Origin of the sequence: Naasia lichenicola, from assembly GCF_004801885.1 — a bacterium.
GTDB lineage: Bacteria > Actinomycetota > Actinomycetes > Actinomycetales > Microbacteriaceae > Naasia > Naasia lichenicola.
On sequence record NZ_SSSM01000001.1, the window covers coordinates 251,405 to 268,183 of the forward strand.

At 69.0% G+C, this 16,779-nt stretch carries 19 protein-coding genes; 12 read left to right on the forward strand and 7 right to left on the reverse strand.

From position 1 onward, the window contains the following. Positions 1-20: 20 nt before the first annotated feature. Positions 21-2,600, reverse strand: a complete 2,580-nt coding sequence (locus E6C64_RS01210) for an excinuclease ABC subunit UvrA (protein WP_136425794.1) — start codon at positions 2,598-2,600, stop codon at positions 21-23. Between the two features lie 219 nt (positions 2,601-2,819). Next, positions 2,820-2,945 (reverse strand): hypothetical protein, encoded by a 126-nt coding sequence (locus tag E6C64_RS19505; protein WP_269846368.1) that lies wholly within the window; start codon positions 2,943-2,945, stop codon positions 2,820-2,822. Positions 2,946-3,057: 112 nt separating this feature from the next. Here E6C64_RS19505 and ctaF point away from each other — a divergent pair, with 112 nt between their 5' ends. Continuing rightward, complete coding sequence (ctaF, locus tag E6C64_RS01220; RefSeq protein ID WP_136425796.1) at positions 3,058-3,474, forward strand: aa3-type cytochrome oxidase subunit IV; 417 nt, start codon at positions 3,058-3,060, stop codon at positions 3,472-3,474. 48 nt (positions 3,475-3,522) lie between these two features. After that, positions 3,523-3,972 (forward strand): GtrA family protein, encoded by a 450-nt coding sequence (locus E6C64_RS01225; RefSeq protein WP_233255399.1) that lies wholly within the window; start codon positions 3,523-3,525, stop codon positions 3,970-3,972. Here the strand turns inward: E6C64_RS01225 and E6C64_RS01230 are convergent. Next, the gene (locus tag E6C64_RS01230) at positions 3,911-4,648 is read right to left on the reverse strand and encodes a maleylpyruvate isomerase N-terminal domain-containing protein (RefSeq protein WP_158437694.1); all 738 of its coding nucleotides are present in this window, start codon (positions 4,646-4,648) and stop codon (positions 3,911-3,913) included. The genes E6C64_RS01225 and E6C64_RS01230 overlap by 62 nt on opposite strands. Positions 4,649-4,775: 127 nt before the next feature. Between E6C64_RS01230 and E6C64_RS01235 the strand changes: the two genes are divergently transcribed. Next, a complete protein-coding gene (locus tag E6C64_RS01235) occupies positions 4,776-5,237 on the forward strand; it encodes a DUF6630 family protein (RefSeq protein WP_136425799.1) in 462 nt (153 codons plus the stop codon). Between the two features lie 151 nt (positions 5,238-5,388). Here E6C64_RS01235 and E6C64_RS01240 read toward each other — a convergent pair whose 3' ends face one another. After that, a complete protein-coding gene (locus tag E6C64_RS01240; protein WP_136425800.1) occupies positions 5,389-6,018 on the reverse strand; it encodes a hypothetical protein in 630 nt (209 codons plus the stop codon). A gap of 91 nt (positions 6,019-6,109) precedes the next feature. Here E6C64_RS01240 and E6C64_RS18845 point away from each other — a divergent pair, with 91 nt between their 5' ends. Both E6C64_RS18845 and E6C64_RS01245 read left to right on the forward strand, forming a co-directional pair. Continuing rightward, complete coding sequence (locus tag E6C64_RS18845) at positions 6,110-6,265, forward strand: hypothetical protein (RefSeq protein ID WP_158437695.1); 156 nt, start codon at positions 6,110-6,112, stop codon at positions 6,263-6,265. Positions 6,266-6,275: 10 nt separating this feature from the next. Then, entirely contained in the window at positions 6,276-6,572 is a 297-nt protein-coding gene (locus E6C64_RS01245) for a hypothetical protein (protein WP_136425801.1), read from the forward strand. Positions 6,573-6,656: 84 nt separating this feature from the next. Here E6C64_RS01245 and E6C64_RS01250 read toward each other — a convergent pair whose 3' ends face one another. Genes E6C64_RS01250 through E6C64_RS01260 form a run of 3 tightly spaced genes read right to left on the reverse strand, consistent with a single transcriptional unit; the run spans position 6,657 to position 10,131 of the window. After that, positions 6,657-7,193: an HPP family protein gene (locus tag E6C64_RS01250; RefSeq protein ID WP_233255400.1), complete on the reverse strand. Its 537-nt coding sequence runs from the start codon at positions 7,191-7,193 to the stop codon at positions 6,657-6,659. Next, the gene (locus E6C64_RS01255; RefSeq protein WP_136425802.1) at positions 7,190-7,648 is read right to left on the reverse strand and encodes a hypothetical protein; all 459 of its coding nucleotides are present in this window, start codon (positions 7,646-7,648) and stop codon (positions 7,190-7,192) included. Before E6C64_RS01255 ends, E6C64_RS01250 begins: the two co-directional genes overlap by 4 nt. Further along, a complete protein-coding gene (locus E6C64_RS01260; protein ID WP_136425803.1) occupies positions 7,645-10,131 on the reverse strand; it encodes a molybdopterin oxidoreductase family protein in 2,487 nt (828 codons plus the stop codon). Before E6C64_RS01260 ends, E6C64_RS01255 begins: the two co-directional genes overlap by 4 nt. 218 nt (positions 10,132-10,349) lie before the next feature. Between E6C64_RS01260 and E6C64_RS01265 the strand changes: the two genes are divergently transcribed. The 7 genes from E6C64_RS01265 to ruvC all read left to right on the forward strand — a co-directional run bounded on the left by E6C64_RS01265 (position 10,350) and on the right by ruvC (position 16,545). Beyond that, a complete protein-coding gene (locus E6C64_RS01265) occupies positions 10,350-10,652 on the forward strand; it encodes a TM2 domain-containing protein (RefSeq protein ID WP_199240926.1) in 303 nt (100 codons plus the stop codon). Between the two features lie 219 nt (positions 10,653-10,871). Further along, entirely contained in the window at positions 10,872-12,797 is a 1,926-nt protein-coding gene (thrS, locus tag E6C64_RS01270) for a threonine--tRNA ligase (protein WP_233255444.1), read from the forward strand. Next, positions 12,794-13,423 carry an HIT family protein gene (locus tag E6C64_RS01275; RefSeq protein ID WP_136425806.1) on the forward strand — a complete coding sequence of 210 codons (630 nt, stop codon included), beginning with the start codon at positions 12,794-12,796 and terminating at the stop codon, positions 13,421-13,423. The genes thrS and E6C64_RS01275 overlap by 4 nt, the downstream gene beginning before the upstream one ends. A gap of 106 nt (positions 13,424-13,529) precedes the next feature. Next, entirely contained in the window at positions 13,530-14,450 is a 921-nt protein-coding gene (gene pdxS, locus E6C64_RS01280) for a pyridoxal 5'-phosphate synthase lyase subunit PdxS (protein ID WP_136426360.1), read from the forward strand. A gap of 2 nt (positions 14,451-14,452) precedes the next feature. Continuing rightward, a complete protein-coding gene (pdxT, locus tag E6C64_RS01285) occupies positions 14,453-15,043 on the forward strand; it encodes a pyridoxal 5'-phosphate synthase glutaminase subunit PdxT (RefSeq protein ID WP_136425807.1) in 591 nt (196 codons plus the stop codon). Positions 15,044-15,201: 158 nt separating this feature from the next. Beyond that, positions 15,202-15,960 (forward strand): YebC/PmpR family DNA-binding transcriptional regulator, encoded by a 759-nt coding sequence (locus E6C64_RS01290; protein ID WP_136425808.1) that lies wholly within the window; start codon positions 15,202-15,204, stop codon positions 15,958-15,960. Positions 15,961-15,963: 3 nt separating this feature from the next. After that, complete coding sequence (ruvC, locus tag E6C64_RS01295; RefSeq protein ID WP_438941827.1) at positions 15,964-16,545, forward strand: crossover junction endodeoxyribonuclease RuvC; 582 nt, start codon at positions 15,964-15,966, stop codon at positions 16,543-16,545. The last annotated feature ends 234 nt before the right edge of the window (positions 16,546-16,779 follow it).

Sequence of the window (16,779 nt, forward strand, 5' to 3'; positions counted from 1 at the left end):
GCGGGGCGCTACCGTCCGCCCTACGAGGACTGGCGATCCCGACGTCGGGCCAGCTCGGCCGCGAGGAACGGAGCAGTCCGGCTCGCTCGGTGGTCGGCCACCTCTTCCGGTGTTCCCACGGCGACGACTTGGCCTCCCGCGTCGCCCGCCCCGGGTCCGAGGTCGATCACCCAGTCGGCTTCGGCGACGACCCGCATGTCGTGCTCCACCACGATCACGGTGTTGCCGCCGTCCACGAGACGCTGAAGGTGGCCGATGAGTCGATCGGAGTCGGCGGGGTGCAGGCCGGACGTCGGCTCGTCGAGGAGGTAGAGAGTGTCGCCTCGTGGGGCGCGTCGCAGCTCCGACGCCAGCTTGACGCGCTGTGCTTCTCCGCCCGACAGCTCGGTCGCCGATTGTCCGAGGGAGATGTAGCCGAGGCCGACGTCGAGGAGCGCGTCGAGGTGCTGAACGACGTCGGCGTCGTCCTCGAAGAACGCTCGCGCGCTGGTGACGCTCATCGCGAGAACGTCGGCGATGGTCTTGCCGTTCAGCCGGATCTCCAGCGTCTCGAGGTTGTACCGGGTTCCCCCGCAGACGGTGCAGGGTGCGTGGACCGTCGGCAGGAAGAGCAGCTCGACCTCGATCATGCCTTCGCCCTTGCAGACTGGGCAGCGCCCGCTGGCGACGTTGAACGAGAACCGGCTCGGCCCGTATCGCCGCTGTCGAGCCTCGGGTGTCGCGGCGAACCGGCTCCGGATTCGATCGAAGACGCCGGTGTAGGTGGCCACGTTCGAGCGCGGCGTCCGCCCGATCGGCTTCTGCGTCACTTGGACAACCCGACGAACACGATCGGCGGGTCCCGACGCCCGTCCGGACGTCGCGACCGACGCCTCGGCGTCAAGAGGATCCTGCGCGGCGGGCTCCGAGTCGTCGTCGACCTCGTCGGTGCGGCTGGCGAGGTCCGCTCGGAGGAGGTCGGGGATGCCGTAGTCGATCAGCGTCGACTTGCCGGAGCCAGACACCCCGGTGATGGCGGTGAAGGCGCCGAGCGGGAACGTCACAGTCACGTCAGCCAGGTTGTTGCGCCTGACGTCGTGAAGGGTCAACCTTGCGTCGCCCGAGCGACGCTGGCGCACTTCATCAGCGGATGCGTCGGAGTCGTCGAACAGGTAGCGACGCGTGACCGAGGCCTCGATGTCGCGCAGCCCCTCGATCTCGCCGGAATAGACGACGGTGCCGCCATCTGTCCCGGCGCCGGGGCCGATGTCCACGATCCAGTCCGCTGCCCGTATGACGGCGAGGGAGTGCTCGACGTAGTAGACGGTGTTGCCCGAGTCCCTGAGACTCCTCAGGATGCGCAGCAGCGCTTCGGTATCGGCGGGGTGCAGCCCCGCCGACGGCTCGTCGAGCACGAACACGACACCGAATAGACGCGAGAGCACCTGCGTAGCCAGTCGCATGCGCTGGAGCTCGCCGGAGGACAGGGTCGACGTCGTCCGGTCGAGGCTCAGATATCCGAGCCCGAGGTCGGTGATCGGCGCCAATCGACCCAGCAGTTCGGACACGAGGCGTTGCGCGGCGAGACGCTTCTCGGGCGGGAGCTGCAGCTGCTCCGATTCACCCCACCCGGGCAGGAGCACCTGCTCCATCAGTCGGACGACGTCGTCGAGCGGCATCGACGACACCTCGGTGATGTCGGCGCCCTCGAACGTCACGGCGAGAGCGTCGGGCTTGAGCCGCTTGCCACCGCATGCGGGGCACCGGACGCTCACCATGAATCCGGCGGCCTTCTCGCGCATCCGCGCGCTCTTCGAGTTCGCGAACGTGTCCATGACATAGCGCTTGACGCCCAAGAACGTGCTCATGTAGCGGGGTTCCACTCCGGCAGCCACGGCCTTTCGCACCTCGCTCGGCGAGCGATCGGTGAACACCGGCACCTGTGGCGACTCCTCGGTGTAGAGGACCCATTCCCGCTTGTCGGCGGGCAGTTCGCGGAAGGGCACGTCGATGTCGTATCCGAGGGAGATGAGGCTGTCCTGCAGCTGCTTGCCATGCCAGGCGGTCGGCCAGGCGGCGAGTGCCCGGTCGCGGATCGAGAGCGAATCGTCGGGAACCATCAGCTCCAACGGCACGTCGTAGACGCGACCGAGACCATGGCAGGTCGGGCACGCGCCCTGGACGGTATTCGTGGAGAAGTCCTCGGCGAGCAGCATGGGCGCGCCCTCCGGGTACGTCCCGATCCGGGAGAACAGCATGCGCAGGACGTTGGCGACGGTCGTCGCGCTGCCGACGCTCGATCGGGCAGTACCGCCCGATCGACGCTGCGGAAGGGCGACGGCGGGCGGGAGGCCGTCGATCGAGTCGACATCGGGAACCCCGACCTGGTCGATGAGCCGCCGGGCATATGGGCCGACGGACTCGAAGAACCGACGCTGCGCCTCGCCGTAGATGGTGCCGAACGCGAGCGAGCTCTTCCCCGACCCCGACACCCCGGTGAAGGCCACCAGCGCATCCCGCGGGATGTCGACATCGATGGACCGGAGGTTGTGTTCCCGCGCTCCGCGGACGCGGACATGCTGGAGTCTTGCGGCCTCCGCGGAGGGGTCGATCGCAGTCATGTCGAGCATCTCCTCTTCGGCCTCAGGGTGAGAGTCATGCTCCGCTTGCCCGATCGCCGCGCGATCAGCACCAACGGCAGGCACGGCGCAACGCTCTCATACCGCTTGTGTGCCCCCGGTGTACGCACCAGTGGCTGAGACTCTCATCGGGTGGATCGAGTGCCTCTGGGGGTGTCGGACGACCGCCACGAGATCTCCGCGCGGCGTGCCTTCCCTTGCTCAGAGCAGCTGGCGCGCGTTGGTCCTCGCCAGGTCGATGAGCTCGCGGCCGTTGCCGGCGAGCACCGTCCGAAGGGCGTAGACCGCGAACCCGGCAGCCTGCTTCGCCTCCACCTTCGGCGGCATCGAGAGCTCCTGCCGCTCCACCGCGACCGAGACCAGGGCGGGGCCCCGGTCCGGCGAAGGATGGCCCCGACGCCGCGACCCTCGATCGATCGAATGGTGAGGTGAAGCAGCGTTGCGCGGCAACATCCGGATCCTGCTGGTCATCGCGGCATGGGCGGTGCTCGTGTGCGTCGTCTACGTCGTCTGGAACCTCATCGATGTCCACGAGATCGAATGGGCGGGCACGACCGCGCTTGCTCTGACGGCGATCTTCGCCGGGTTCGTCGCCTTCTATCTGCGGCGGGCGCACCGGGCGCAGGGCGTCGAACTGCCCGAAGACCGCCTCGACGCCGACATCGACGACGGCGATCCCGAGCTCGGCACCTTCAGTCCCGGTAGCTGGTGGCCGCCGATGCTGGGTCTTGCTGCCTTCTTCGGGTTCCTCGGCATGGCGGTGGGCGTCTGGATCACCTTCTTCGCCGTCGGCCTGTTCGCCATCGCGATCGTCGGCTGGACCTACGAGTACTACCGGGGGTCCAACGCGCACTGACAGGTCCTCGTCGCCCGCTGTTCATCCGCGCCGCCTATCGTCGGCCGCGTGCTGCGCATCCCGCGAACGGTGATCGGCTTCGCGCTCATCAACGGGCTCACCTTCGCCGTGGATCTCTCGCTCGTGTCGGTGGCACACGGCATCCTCAGGATGCCGCTCGCATCAGCGGTGACGATCGGCTACGCGATCGCCTTCTCGCTTGCCTTCGTTCTCAACCGTCGGTTCAACTTCCGCTCACATGCGCCGGTCGGCCTCGACACGCTGCGCTACGTGCCGGTCGTCGCCATCAACTTCGGCGTCATCCTGCTCGGGGTCACGGTGGCTCTCGACGCGGCGGGCGTGCAGTACCAGCTCGCCCGAATCGCGGCCGGCGTCTGTGAGGCGGTCTTCATGTACTGCGCGATGCGCTGGTTCGTCTTCCGCGCGACAGCCGAGGTCAACGATGCACCCGCGCCTCAGTCAGGGCGCGCAGCACGGCTTCGTCGCCCGAGCGGCTGAACCGACTCCCCAGGGCCCACGGATCTGCGCGTTCCCACAGCACCAGCGCGAGGTCACCAGCCGAGGCCTCCAGCACGGCGTCCGCACGGCCGACGCCGTCGGACAGGACGATCCAATCCGGCTCGATCAGCCAGCTGCGATTCGAGTCGGTCGCCCGCAGCAGCACGCTGCCGGGAAGGTGCGCGATGCCCTGTCGACGGGCGCGGGCGATGAACACCTCGTCGAACTCGTCGATGATCGCGGCCGGCGTACCGGCATCCACCTCGGCCGGCATCGGGGGATCGACGGCCTTCGCCGTTCGGAGGTCCCAGAGATGCTTGGTCGCCTCGTGCACCATCCGGCGCTGCCAGAAGGCGTTCCGTCCGGGCCCGACGAAGGTCCAGCACTCGGCATCCGGATCGGCCCGCTCGAGCTCCTCCGTGAGTGCGGAGGCACCCTCGGTGAACCATTCGATCGGATCGCGCCCGCTCGGACGCGCGTGCTCGCGCACGTCGACCGATCCACGTGTCTGGACCGCCGCGGTCGCCCAGCGCTGGATGTTGCCGAGGTGGTCGACGATCTCGCCCGCCGTCGGCCAGATGCGCGACGCTATCGGGGCGCTCGGGTCCGTCTGCCCGGCCTCGGTCGCGAACGCATCGGAGACGCGCGCCAGCTCGGACATGTCGATCGTGCTCACCATCAGATGGTGGCGCGAGTGCGATCGAGATGCCACTTTCCGTCCCCAAATCGGCCGGATGGGGACGGAAAGTGGCATTTCGCTGGAGGTCCCGGCAACAGTGGACGCGCTCGGCCAAAATGGAGGGGTGAGCGACACAGCACCCTCTGACACCGCGACGGGAGGCGCCGCTGCCTGGCAGCGACTCTGCGCCCTGATCGACGACGATCCGCACCTCTGGCCCGAGGTCAGCGAGGCCCTCGACGAGGGAGACGACCCGTGGGAGGCGCTGATCGGCAGCCTCGACGACGCGGGCGCCCTCGCCTATCTCGACGTGGACGACACGGGCATGGAGCTCGCCGACGCGCTCGCCCAGCTGCCCCGGGTCTTCAAGCTGCAGCCCGATCTGGGCGAGGCCAACGACACCGATGAGCTCCGCGAGGCCATCGCGGTCGCGGACGGCATCCTCGCCGAGGGCGGGCTCCGACTGCTGCTGCTCGAGGACGACGACGATGACGCGCAGGCGCTCGTCGTGGTGCCGGCCGAGTCGGTGGACGACATCGTGGATCTCGCCACCAGCCTCGGCCACACGGCCAGCAGCTTCGGCTGAGCTCTCGGCCTGTCGGGCTGACCTGACCGGAATGGCGGGTGTCCGGTCAGCCAGTTGACCCGAGTGGCGGGTATGCGCGCTCGCCACCCGCCATTCGGGCCACCTCGCGGTCGCGCCTCGAAAGCGGGCCCGAAGGCGGTCTGCGCCGGCGTCAGTGCGCGGTCAGCGTTCCGATGAACCAGAACACGGGCCCGCAGATGACCGTGACGGCGACGCCCATCAGCATCGCCCGCCAGATCGGATGGCGCTCGTGCCAGTAGAGCTTGTCGCCGTAGGTGCCTCGCAGGTCGGCCATCGTGGTCGGCTCCGAGACCCGGAGCGTCGGCACGTCGAAGGCGTGCACGACCGCCTCGATCGCATCCTCTCCCCAGAACTGCCCCCGCAGTCGGATCCGGGTCCGCTCGAGGGCGTCGAGCACGAACAGCTGCTTGTAGGCGGTCGGCGAGTTGCCGTCGGTGACGGACACCACGACGGTGGAGGCGATGTCCGTGCGTGGCGTGAAGACAGGACGTCCGAAGAAGCCCGTCTCCTTGATGCCGTCGGCGGTGATCCGCAGCTTTGCCCGGCGCACGCCCCGACTGAGCAGCAGGATGGTGGCGGTGATGGTCGCATGCAGCACGAGGATGTACGGCCAGGTGCCGCGGGGGATGGTCAGCGCGTACAGGGCGATGATCGGGGGCGCGACGAGCAGGGCCGCGCTGAGGCCGTAGCGGTTGCTCAGATGGCCGACCAGCGGTCGCAGCATCGCCGGCTGATCCATCGCCGGCTGGTGCATCGTCATCGAGAACCCATCGGCGAAGCATAAGCCCCCGCGTGGGGGCGATGCCGGAAGGACACAGCCTCGTCATCGCCCGAAAACCTATGCTGGCGAGGTGGCAGAGATCGAGCAGTGCTCCAACGAGGACTGCGAGCTGTTCGAGCGTCCCGTGCTCATCGACGACGATCTCGAGGACGCCGATTCGTTCGACGGGTCGGGTGGGCAGCTCGGCATCTGCCCAGCCTGCGGAGTGACCCGGGAGTACGCCTGAGATGGCGGACATGCCTGAAATCGGCCGTCAGGCCGCGCACATCCTCCTCGACGCGGTGATCGCCTTCGAATCCGGTCGGGACCAGGAGGACAACGTCGTCGCGATGAATCTCGCTCTCCAGCGACTGGATGATGTGGGCGCTGTCGACGTGCTCACCTCACCGAGTGGCGACATCACGCTCGAAGTCAGCAACCTGGCCGGGGGAGCGGTGGTCGCCCTGAACTGGCTCATCGAGCAGCTGGCGTTCCGTGAGGTGACCGATCGCGAGGTCGTCATCGCCCGACTGCGGGAGTTCCTGGACCAGTAGAGCCTTGGACCAGTAGAGCCCTAGACCAGTAGAGCCTGGACCAGTGGGCCCGCGCCGGAATCAGCCGGTCCTGCACCCGACCCTTCAGTCGCGGATCCGCCGTCCGAGCAGCACGCGGTTCAGCGCCCAGCCCGCGGCCGTGACGAGCAGCACGGCGGCCGCCATGCTGAGCAGCTCCGCGGGCGCCGTCAGGATGCCCAGGCTCACGATGAGGGTGGTGGCGCCCGCGGGAGGGTGCGGGAGCTTGAGCAGCGACAGGATCGCCGTGGTCAGCGCCACCGACAGCGCCCCCGCGGCGACGTAGCCAGCCGTCAGGCCGCCCACCGGCGCGGGCGGCTGACCGGCGAGACCGAATGCGGCGAAGCAGGCGATCCCGACGGCTATGCCGATCAGGTGCCCGACGGCGGCGTTGAGCGGACGCGACGCGGGCTGACCCGGGGACTGGAAGAAGAGCATCACCGTCGGGCCCAGGCTGGGGAACAGCCACGGCTGCATCAGCGCCAGACCGACCGCACCGGAGAGCCCGAGGACGACGAGCGACAGCAGCCCGGCGTAGATCGCAGGTGCAGCCCGGCCGCGGTCTGCGGACACGGGACCGCCCGAGAAGCGATCCTCGCTCACGAGGCGACCAGTAGCGCCTGCGGGGCGGCCTGCTTCATCCGGGTGGACAGCCAGCGCAGCTGGACAGCCGTCTCGGCCTCGCACGCCGCGACGACGGCGAGCAGCTCGTCGTCGCGCAGCGCCTGGCCGGCCTGCTTCACCAGGGTCCAGGTCATGTCGACGAGCGTGGCGAGCAGGTAGACGTCCTGGAGATCCCGGAGCAGTCCGAGCCCGCCCGTGCGCGTCTCGGTGAGCGCGGCGGCATGGAAGCGCTCCGGCTCGTCATCGGGCTGCTCTCCATAGCGATCGATGATGGGACCGAGGGCGGACTCATGTCGATCGCACTGGTCGGCCAGCGTCCGGCACAGAGAGAGGACGTCGGGCTCATCGCCGTGCCCGTCGGCGACCTGCCGGAACGACTCCGCCAGCGCCCGCTCGCCGCCGTGCAGCAGACCGAGGTAGACAGGCAGTCTCATGCGGCACCCTCATCCCGGTGGTCGTCGGGGGTGAGAGGAGGCGCAGTGGGACGAACCGTCTCCACGACCTCCGCATCAGGACCGCCGATCGTGGGCGGCACGGATGGATCCGACGGCCGGGACGCCGCTGTCGTGGGCGCCGGAGCGGGTCCTCGGCCGTCGGCCACCTTCTGCACACGAACCGCGGCGACCTTGAACAGGGGCTGCTTCGACACCGGATCCCACTCCGTCCTGGTCAGCTCGTTGGCGGCGCTGGGACGCCCATCAGGGCCGGAGCGCTCGTCCTGCCAGTACCCGTAGTGGAACGGGGCGAAGACGCAGCCCTCGCGCACGCCGCCGACGCGCGCCGGCACGACGATCTCGCCATGAGAGGAGGAGACCCGAACGATGTCGCCCTCCGCGATGCCGAGGTCGCGCGCATCCGCCGAGGAGATCTCGATCCACGCCGACGGGGCCGCGCGATCCAGCTGACGCGATCGGCGCGTCTTCGTGCGCGTGTGGAACTGGTACGCGGTCCGCCCGGTCGTGTAGCGCAGCGGAAACTCCGCGGTCGGGGTCTCATGCGCGGGGATGGCGGGCGCCGGCTTCAGCAGGGCGCGTCCGTCGATGCGCATCGCCGAGAACGCCTCGCGGCCCACGGTGGCCCCGGTCAGCAGATCGTGGCCGTATGACTCGGCCCGGTCCAGTTCGGTGGGGAAGTGCCCGTCCGCGTACAGGCGAAGGGTGCCGTCCGGATGCTCGTCGTTGCAGGGCCATGGGATGCCGCTGCCGTCGCGCAGCTTCTCGTAGCTGATGCCGGTGTAGTCGCACAGCCTGCCGCGCGTGCACTCCTGCCAGGCGCGGAAGCCGTCTTCCGGACCCGTCCAGTCGAGCAGCGGCGAGCCGTCGTCGCGGCGGAAGTCCATCCTCCGCGAGTAGTCGAGGAAGATGTCCAGGTCGCTGCGGGCCTCGCCCGGCGGGTCGACGGCCTTGTCCGACAGATGCACGGTGCGGTTCACGTTCGTGAAGGCGCCCTGCTTCTCGCCCCATCCCGCGGCGGGAAGGACGACGTCCGCAAAGCGGGCCGTCTCGGTCAGGTAGAGGTCCTGCACGATGAGGAAGAGCCCGTCGCGATCCAGGATCTCCCGGATGCGTGCCGACTGCGGCATCGAGACCGCCGGATTCGTCGCCGAGATCCAAAGCAGCTCGATGCTGCCCTGCTCGACGTAGCGGAAGATCTGCATGGCGTGGGTCGGCGGCGCCCAGTGCGGGATCTTGTCGACGTGGACGCCCCATAGCTCTGCGAGCTCCCGGACGTGGGCCGGGTTCTCCCAGTTGCGGAATCCCGGCAGGTCGCCGTCCGCTCCGCATTCGCGGGCGTTCTGCGCGGTCGGCTGGCCGTTCATCTGCAGCACGCCGGCGCCTGCTCTTCCGAGCTTGCCGGTGAGCAGGTGCAGGTTGTTGACCTGACAGGCCGCCGCCGTGGCCTGGGCGGACTGATAGAACCCCTGGAGCACCGTCGAGAGGACCCTCTCCGAGGTCCCGAAGATGCGAGCAGCCTGCCGGACATCCGCGGCGGAGACGCCGCAGGTATCGGCGACGGCCTCAGGGGTCCATCGCTCGACGGTCGAGCGCAGCTCATCGACGCCGATCGTGTGCGCGGTGATGTAGTCGTCGTCGATCCAGCCGTTGACGAAGAGCTCGCGGATCAGGCCGTTCAGGAGAGCCACGTTCGTGCCGGGATGCACGGCGAGATGGATGTCGGCATGCCGGGCCACCTCCGTCTCCCTCGGATCGATGCAGACGACGAGCGGCCGATCGGGGCCCGCCAGTCGATCGAGCACCCGCGCCCAGAGCACCGTCTGCGTCTCGGCCATGTTGTGGCCGAAGAGGAACATCGCCTCGCAGTCGTCGATGTCGCGGTAGGAGCCCGGCTGGCCGTCGGAGCCGAACGACTCCTTCATGGCCGTCGCCGCGGTGGCCGTGCAGAGGCGGGTGTTGCCGTCCATGTGCGGGGTGCCGATGCCCGCCTTGCCGAGGATGCCGAGCGCGTAGTACTCCTCGAGGAACAGCTGTCCGCTGGTGTAGAAGCCGTGGCTCAGCGGCCCCTTCTCTGCGAGCAGCGCCGTGCTCCGATCGACGATGCGGCCCATGGCCGTGTCCCAGTCGGTCTCGACGAGCGCGCCGTCGACGCGGATCAGAGGACGCGTCAGGCGATCCCGGCTCTGCATGCCGGGCACGCTCCCGAAGAGCCCTTTGGGCCCCAGCCTCCCGTGATTGACGGTGTCAGCCGACCTCCCGCGGATTCCGACCATCCGACCGTCCTTGACGGCGATGTCGCAGGCGCAGCCGTTGCTGCAGAGCACGCAGGCCGACTGCACCCAGCGGTCGACGTCGGCCTCGTCGAGTCCCTCTTCGAGCTTGGAATCCACCCGCACCGGCCAGAGCTCGCCTCGGCCGAACGGAGTCCGGGTCCCCCAGATGTCTGCGATTCGATCGACCACCTGCACCTCCGTCGGCAGGCTGACACGGAGAGCGCGCGGGGGGAAGGCCCTTGCGCGCGACCCTGTGCAGGACTAGCGATCGAGCCCTTCTCGGTCGCACGTCATAGGCTGCAGCAGGGTCGAACGGCGGCTTTCCGCGGAATATGAGTTCTGCTCGGCCTATTCCCCTGGCCGAGCAGGGCGCATACGATCGGGGCACTCTTACCCGAGGAGTACCCATGTCCGATCTTCCGACGTTGCTCGCGCCCCCGGCGATGCGACGGCCATCCGAACTCGGCGCGCTGAGCTACCTGAGCGGCCTGCTGCCGCCCCGCGATCTCATCCGCGCCTACCTCCTGACCGCGCTCGGCCTCGTCGGCATCGCCGGCCTGCAGCACCTGTACCTCGGCCGCAGGCGGCGTGCGGTGCTCTGGCTGCTGACCTTCGGCCTGCTCGGCGTGGGCACGATCCTCGATCTCGCGACGATGCGTGCGCAGGTCGAGGAGACGAACGGCCGTCGGGCCGCCGGCATCCTGCGCTGAGGCCCGCGCGGCGTCTCCCCGTCGGGTCGCGCGGCTAGGGTGGAGGGGTCCTTTTCGGCCCTTCCACAGGGTCGGATCCTCCGAGAGAATCGCGATCCCGTGACCGACACCGTCTCATCGCCGGCCCCTTCCGAGCTCCCGGCTGGCAGCGCCGCCGTCACGGTGACAGAGACCTCGACCGGCTTCCAGCTCTTCCCCGACGACCGCTCCGTCGTCGCGATGCGGGTCGACGGCCAGCTGCTCGACCTCGCCCGCGAGCTCCAGCCGGGGACCGTCGTCGAGCCCGTCACCCTGGAGTCGCCGGACGGGCTGTACATCCTGCGGCACTCGACTGCCCACGTGCTCGCGCAGGCCGTGCAGTCGATCAATCCCGAGGCCAAGCTCGGCATCGGGCCGCCCGTAACCGACGGCTTCTACTTCGACTTCGACGTCGAGCAGCCCTTCACCCCTGAAGACCTGACCGCCTTCGGCAAGGCGATGGAGCGGATCCAGCGCTCCGGACAGCGCTTCGTGCGCCGCGTGGTGACAGAGGAGGAGGCGCGCGGGCTGTTCGCCGCCGAGCCGTACAAGCTCGAGCTGATCGGCCTCAAGGGTCCGGCCGTCGAGGGATCCGCCGATGGCGAGTCGGTCGAGGTCGGCGGCGCCGAGCTGACCGTCTACGAGAACGTCGACCGCGAGGGCAACGTCGTCTGGCGCGACCTCTGCCGCGGCCCGCACCTGCCCAACACCCGCCCGATCGGCAACGGCTGGGCGCTCAACCGCTCCGCCGCCGCCTACTGGCGCGGCTCGGAGAAGAACAAGCAGCTCCAGCGGATCTACGGCACGGCCTGGGCCAGCAAGGACGATCTGCGCGCCCACCAGGCCCGCATAGAGGAGGCGCAGAAGCGCGACCACCGCAGGATCGGCGCCGAGCTCGACCTGTTCTCCTTCCCTGACGAGATCGGCTCGGGCCTCGCGGTCTTCCATCCGAAGGGCGGCATCATCCGCCGCGAGATGGAGAACTACTCGCGCAAGCGGCACGAGGAGGAGGGCTACGACTTCGTCTACTCGCCGCACATCACCAAGTCGACCCTGTTCGAGGTCTCGGGCCACCTCGACTGGTACGCCGACGGCATGTTCCCGCCCATGCAGCTGGACGAGCTGAGAGATGCCGACGGCCAGGTGACCCGGCAGGGCGTCGACTACTACCTCAAGCCGATGAATTGCCCGTTCCACATCCTCATCTACCGGTCCGGCGCACGCTCCTACCGCGACCTGCCGCTGCGGATGTTCGAGTTCGGCACCGTCTACCGCTACGAGAAGTCGGGCGTCGTGCACGGCCTCACCCGGGTGCGCGGCATGACCCAGGACGACGCGCACATCTTCACCACGCAGGACCGGATGAAGGAGGAGCTCACCCGCACCCTCAACTTCGTCCTCGGCCTGCTGAAGGACTACGGGCTCACCGACTTCTACCTCGAGCTGTCCACCAAGGACCCCGAGAAGTACGTCGGCGACGACGACGTATGGGAGACCGCCACGAACACCCTCGCCGAGGTCGCGGCCGAGTCGGGTCTCGAGCTCGTCGCCGACCCCGGGGGAGCCGCGTTCTACGGCCCGAAGATCTCCGTGCAGGCGCGGGACGCGATCGGCCGCACCTGGCAGATGTCCACCGTGCAGCTCGACTTCAACCTGCCCGAGCGCTTCGGCCTCGACTACACCTCCTCCGACGGCAGCCGCCAGCGGCCCGTCATGATCCACCGCGCGCTGTTCGGCTCGATCGAGCGGTTCTTCGCCGTGCTCACCGAGCACTACGCGGGTGCGTTCCCCGTCTGGCTCGCGCCGGTGCAGGTCGTCGGCATCCCCATCGTCGACGACTACGCGCCCTATCTCGCCGAGGTGCTCGACGGGCTGCGGGCCTCCGGGGTCCGCGTCGAGCTCGACGACAGCGCGGAGCGGATGCAGAAGAAGATCCGCACCCACACGAAGCTCAAGGTGCCGTTCCTGCTCATCGCGGGGGAGGAGGATCGCGCCGCGGGCGCGGTCAGCTTCCGCTTCCGCGACGGGACCCAGCGGAACGGCGTGCCGGTGGCTGAGGCGGCCGAGATCATCCGATCGTCGATCGCGGACCGGCGGCAGGTGCTCACGGCCGAGGACGTGGCATGAGCGATGTCGGAGGTGCACCCTCGGACGGTGCAGGCTCGGACGGCGCGCGCTCGGACGTGCATGCCTCGGGGGAGACCGACGGGTTCACCGGGCCGGTATCGGTCGAGAGCTCGCTGAACCTGCCGGGTGTGCCCGACGCGTTCCAGCGGCTGTGGACCCCCCACCGGATGGTCTACATCCAGTCGGGTGCCCAGCCGTCCGACGAGGACTGCCCGTTCTGCCGCGCCCCGGAGATGTCCGACGAAGACGCGCTGATCGTGCACCGCGGCACCCACGCCTACGTCCTGCTCAACCTCTTCCCGTACAACTCCGGCCACTTGCTGGTCTGCCCCTACCGGCATGTTGCGCTCTATGACGACGCCACCGCCGAGGAGATCGACGAGATCGCCCGCCTCACCCAGACGGCGATGCGGGTGCTGCGCGAGACGGCCAAGACCGACGGATTCAACATCGGCATGAACCAGGGGCGCATTGCCGGCGCGGGAATCGCGTCGCACCTGCACCAGCACGTCGTGCCGCGCTGGGCGACCGACGCCAACTTCTTCCCGATCATCGCGGGGACGAAGGCGCTGCCCCAGCTCCTGGGAGATGTCCGCGCCGCCGTCGCCGCCGCGTGGCCCGCGTAGACTCTTCCGGTAGATCAATCGGCGCGTCGGCGCAGGTCAGACGGCTGCAGCCTCACCGCTTCGACACGCACCTCAAAGGAGTGTCGGAGAAGTGACGGACAGCACGGTGCTAGCGAGCGGCTCGGTTTCGAACGGCCAGACGGAGTCCTCCGTCGGCACGAGCCGCGTCAAGCGAGGTCTCGCCGAGATGCTCAAGGGCGGCGTCATCATGGACGTCGTCAACGCCGAGCAGGCGAAGATCGCCGAGGATGCCGGCGCGACCGCCGTCATGGCGCTCGAGCGCGTCCCCGCCGACATCCGCGCCCAGGGCGGCGTCGCCCGGATGAGCGACCCCGACCTCATCGACGGCATCGTCGCAGCGGTCTCCATCCCCGTCATGGCGAAGGCGCGCATCGGCCACTTCGTCGAGGCGCAGGTCCTGCAGGCTCTCGGCGTCGACTACATCGACGAGTCCGAGGTCCTCTCGCCCGCCGACTACGTCAACCACATCGACAAGTGGGACTTCACCGTCCCCTTCGTCTGCGGTGCCACCAACCTGGGCGAGGCGCTCCGCCGCATCACCGAGGGCGCTGCGATGATCCGCTCCAAGGGCGAGGCCGGCACCGGCGACGTGTCCGAGGCCACGAAGCACATCCGGACCATCAAGGGCGAGATCCGTGCCCTCAGCTCGAAGAGCCCCGACGAGCTGTTCGTCGCGGCCAAGGAGCTGCAGGCGCCGTATGACCTCGTCGTCGAGATCGCGCGAACCGGCAAGCTGCCCGTCGTGCTGTTCACCGCCGGCGGCGTGGCCACTCCGGCCGACGCCGCGCTGATGATGCAGCTCGGCGCCGACGGCGTCTTCGTCGGCTCCGGCATCTTCAAGTCGGGCGATCCGGCCAAGCGCGCCGCCGCCATCGTGCGGGCGACCACCTACTTCGAGGACCCGGCGATCATCGCCGAGGCCTCTCGCGGTCTGGGCGAGGCCATGGTCGGCATCAACGTCGCCGACGTGCCCGCTCCGCACCGGCTCGCCACCCGCGGCTGGTAGGCGTGGGGGGCTCTCCCCGGTCCGTCGGGGTCCTCGCCCTGCAGGGTGACTTCCGTGAGCACATCGCGGTCGTCGACGGTCTCGGCTCGACCGGCATCGCCGTGCGCAAGCCGGAAGAGCTGGACCGGGTCGACGGCCTGATCATCCCCGGCGGGGAGTCGACCGTCATGGACAAGCTCTCCCGGCTGTACGGGATGGCCGATGCCGTGAAGGCGAAGATCGCCGACGGCCTGCCGGTCTACGGCACCTGCGCCGGACTGATCATGCTCGCGGACACCGTCCTCGACGCGATCACCGGCCAGCAGAGCTTCGGCGGACTCGATGTCTCCGTGCGCCGCAACGCGTTCGGCAACCAGCTCGACTCGTTCGAGACAGATCTCGCCATCCCCGCGGTGGGCGCCGATCCGCTGCACGCGGTCTTCATCCGCGCGCCGATCGTCGAGACGGTGGGCCCGAAGGTCGAGACGCTCGCGGCCCTCGACGACGGTCGAGTCGTCGCGGTTCGGCAGGGAGCGCTGCTCGGCACCTCGTTCCATCCCGAGATCACCGGCGACACCCGCTTCCACCGGTTCTTCCTCAGCACGCTCGGCTGAGCGCCGGTCGCAGGACAACACTGCGGTGCGGACAGAACACCGCCGTGGGCGGCAGTGTTCTGTCCGCACGGCAGTGTTCTACCGGCAGATGACCCGGTCGTCCGCATTCGGCCCTGACCTAGACTGGTCGGCGCTAGTTTCGGCAGGCAGGGAGAACGATGTCAGGGCATTCCAAGTGGGCCACCACCAAGCACCAGAAGGCGATCAAGGACAGCCGTCGCGCGAAGTCGTTCGCCAAGCTGATCAAGAACATCGAGGTGGCCGCCAAGATGGGCGGCGCCGACCTCTCGGGCAACCCGACCCTCGTCGACGCCGTGCAGAAGGCCAAGAAGACGTCGGTCCCGAATGACAACATCGACCGCGCGATCAAGCGAGGCGCAGGTCTCAGCGGTGAGTCGATCGACTACCAGACCATCATGTACGAGGGCTACGCCCAGGGCGGCGTCGCCCTGCTGATCGAGTGCCTCACGGACAACAAGAACCGCGCGGCGGCCGAGGTTCGCACCGCGATGAGCCGCAACGGCGGTGCGATGGCGGACCCCGGCAGCGTCGCCTACAACTTCAGCCGCAAGGGCGTCATCGCCGTCACGAAGAGCGACGGACTGACCGAGGACGACGTCCTGCTCGCCGTCCTCGACGCCGGCGCCGAAGAGGTCAACGACCGCGGCGAGGGATTCGAGATCGTCACCGAGCCGCACGACCTCGTCGCGGCGCGGGTCGCGTTGCAGGATGCGGGCATCGACTACGATTCGGCCGACGCCGAGTTCGTTCCCGGCATGAGCGTTCCCGTGGATGCTGAGACCGCGCGCAAGATCTTCAAGCTCATCGACGCGCTCGACGATCTGGACGACGTCCAGAACATCTACGCGAACTACGACATCCCGGCCGACGTCCAGGCGCAGCTCGAGGAGGACTGACCCGTGGCCGGCGTGCCCGGACTCAAGCGCGTCCTCGGCATCGACCCCGGCCTCACCCGCTGCGGCGTCGGGGTCGTGGACGTGTCTCCGGATCGCAAGGCGCGGCTGGTCTACGTCGGCGTCATCCGCACCCCTCCCGAGCTGGCGCTCGAGGAGCGCGTGCTGCGGATCGGAGCGGGGATCGCCGACCTCCTGGACGAGCACCAGCCCGATGTGGTGGCGCTCGAGCGGGTCTTCGCTCAGCACAACGTCCAGACCGTGATGAGCGTCGCTCAGGCGAGCGGCGTCGCGATGTACCTGTCGGCCCAGCGCGGACTGGCCGTGGCGCTGCACACGCCGTCCGAGGTCAAGGCCGCGGTCACGGGCTACGGCTCCGCGGACAAGAAGCAGGTGGCCGCCATGGTCGCCAAGGTGCTGCGGCTCGATGCCCCACCCACGCCGGCGGATGCCGCCGACGCGCTGGCCATCGCTATCTGCCACGCATGGCGGGCACCGGGCTCAGCGGTCGGCGGAGGCGCAGGCGCGGCGTTGACACCGGCCCAGCGCGCCTGGCAGCAGGCCGAGAAGGCGACCCGCGGGCGCTAGGGGACTGTCGGCCCGCCCAATCGTTGGTCGAGGAGGCCGTTCACGGCCGTCTCGAGACCGGTTGCGGAGTTCGGCCGGTCTCGAGACGGGCGCGGGGCGCCCTCCTCGACCAACGAAGAAGTCGCGTTAATCGAGCAGCGATCGTCATCTCCCGTTGGTCGAGGAGGCCGTTCACGGCCGTCTCGAGACCGGCTGCCGAGGTCGGGCGGTCTCGAGACGGGCGCGGGGCGCCCT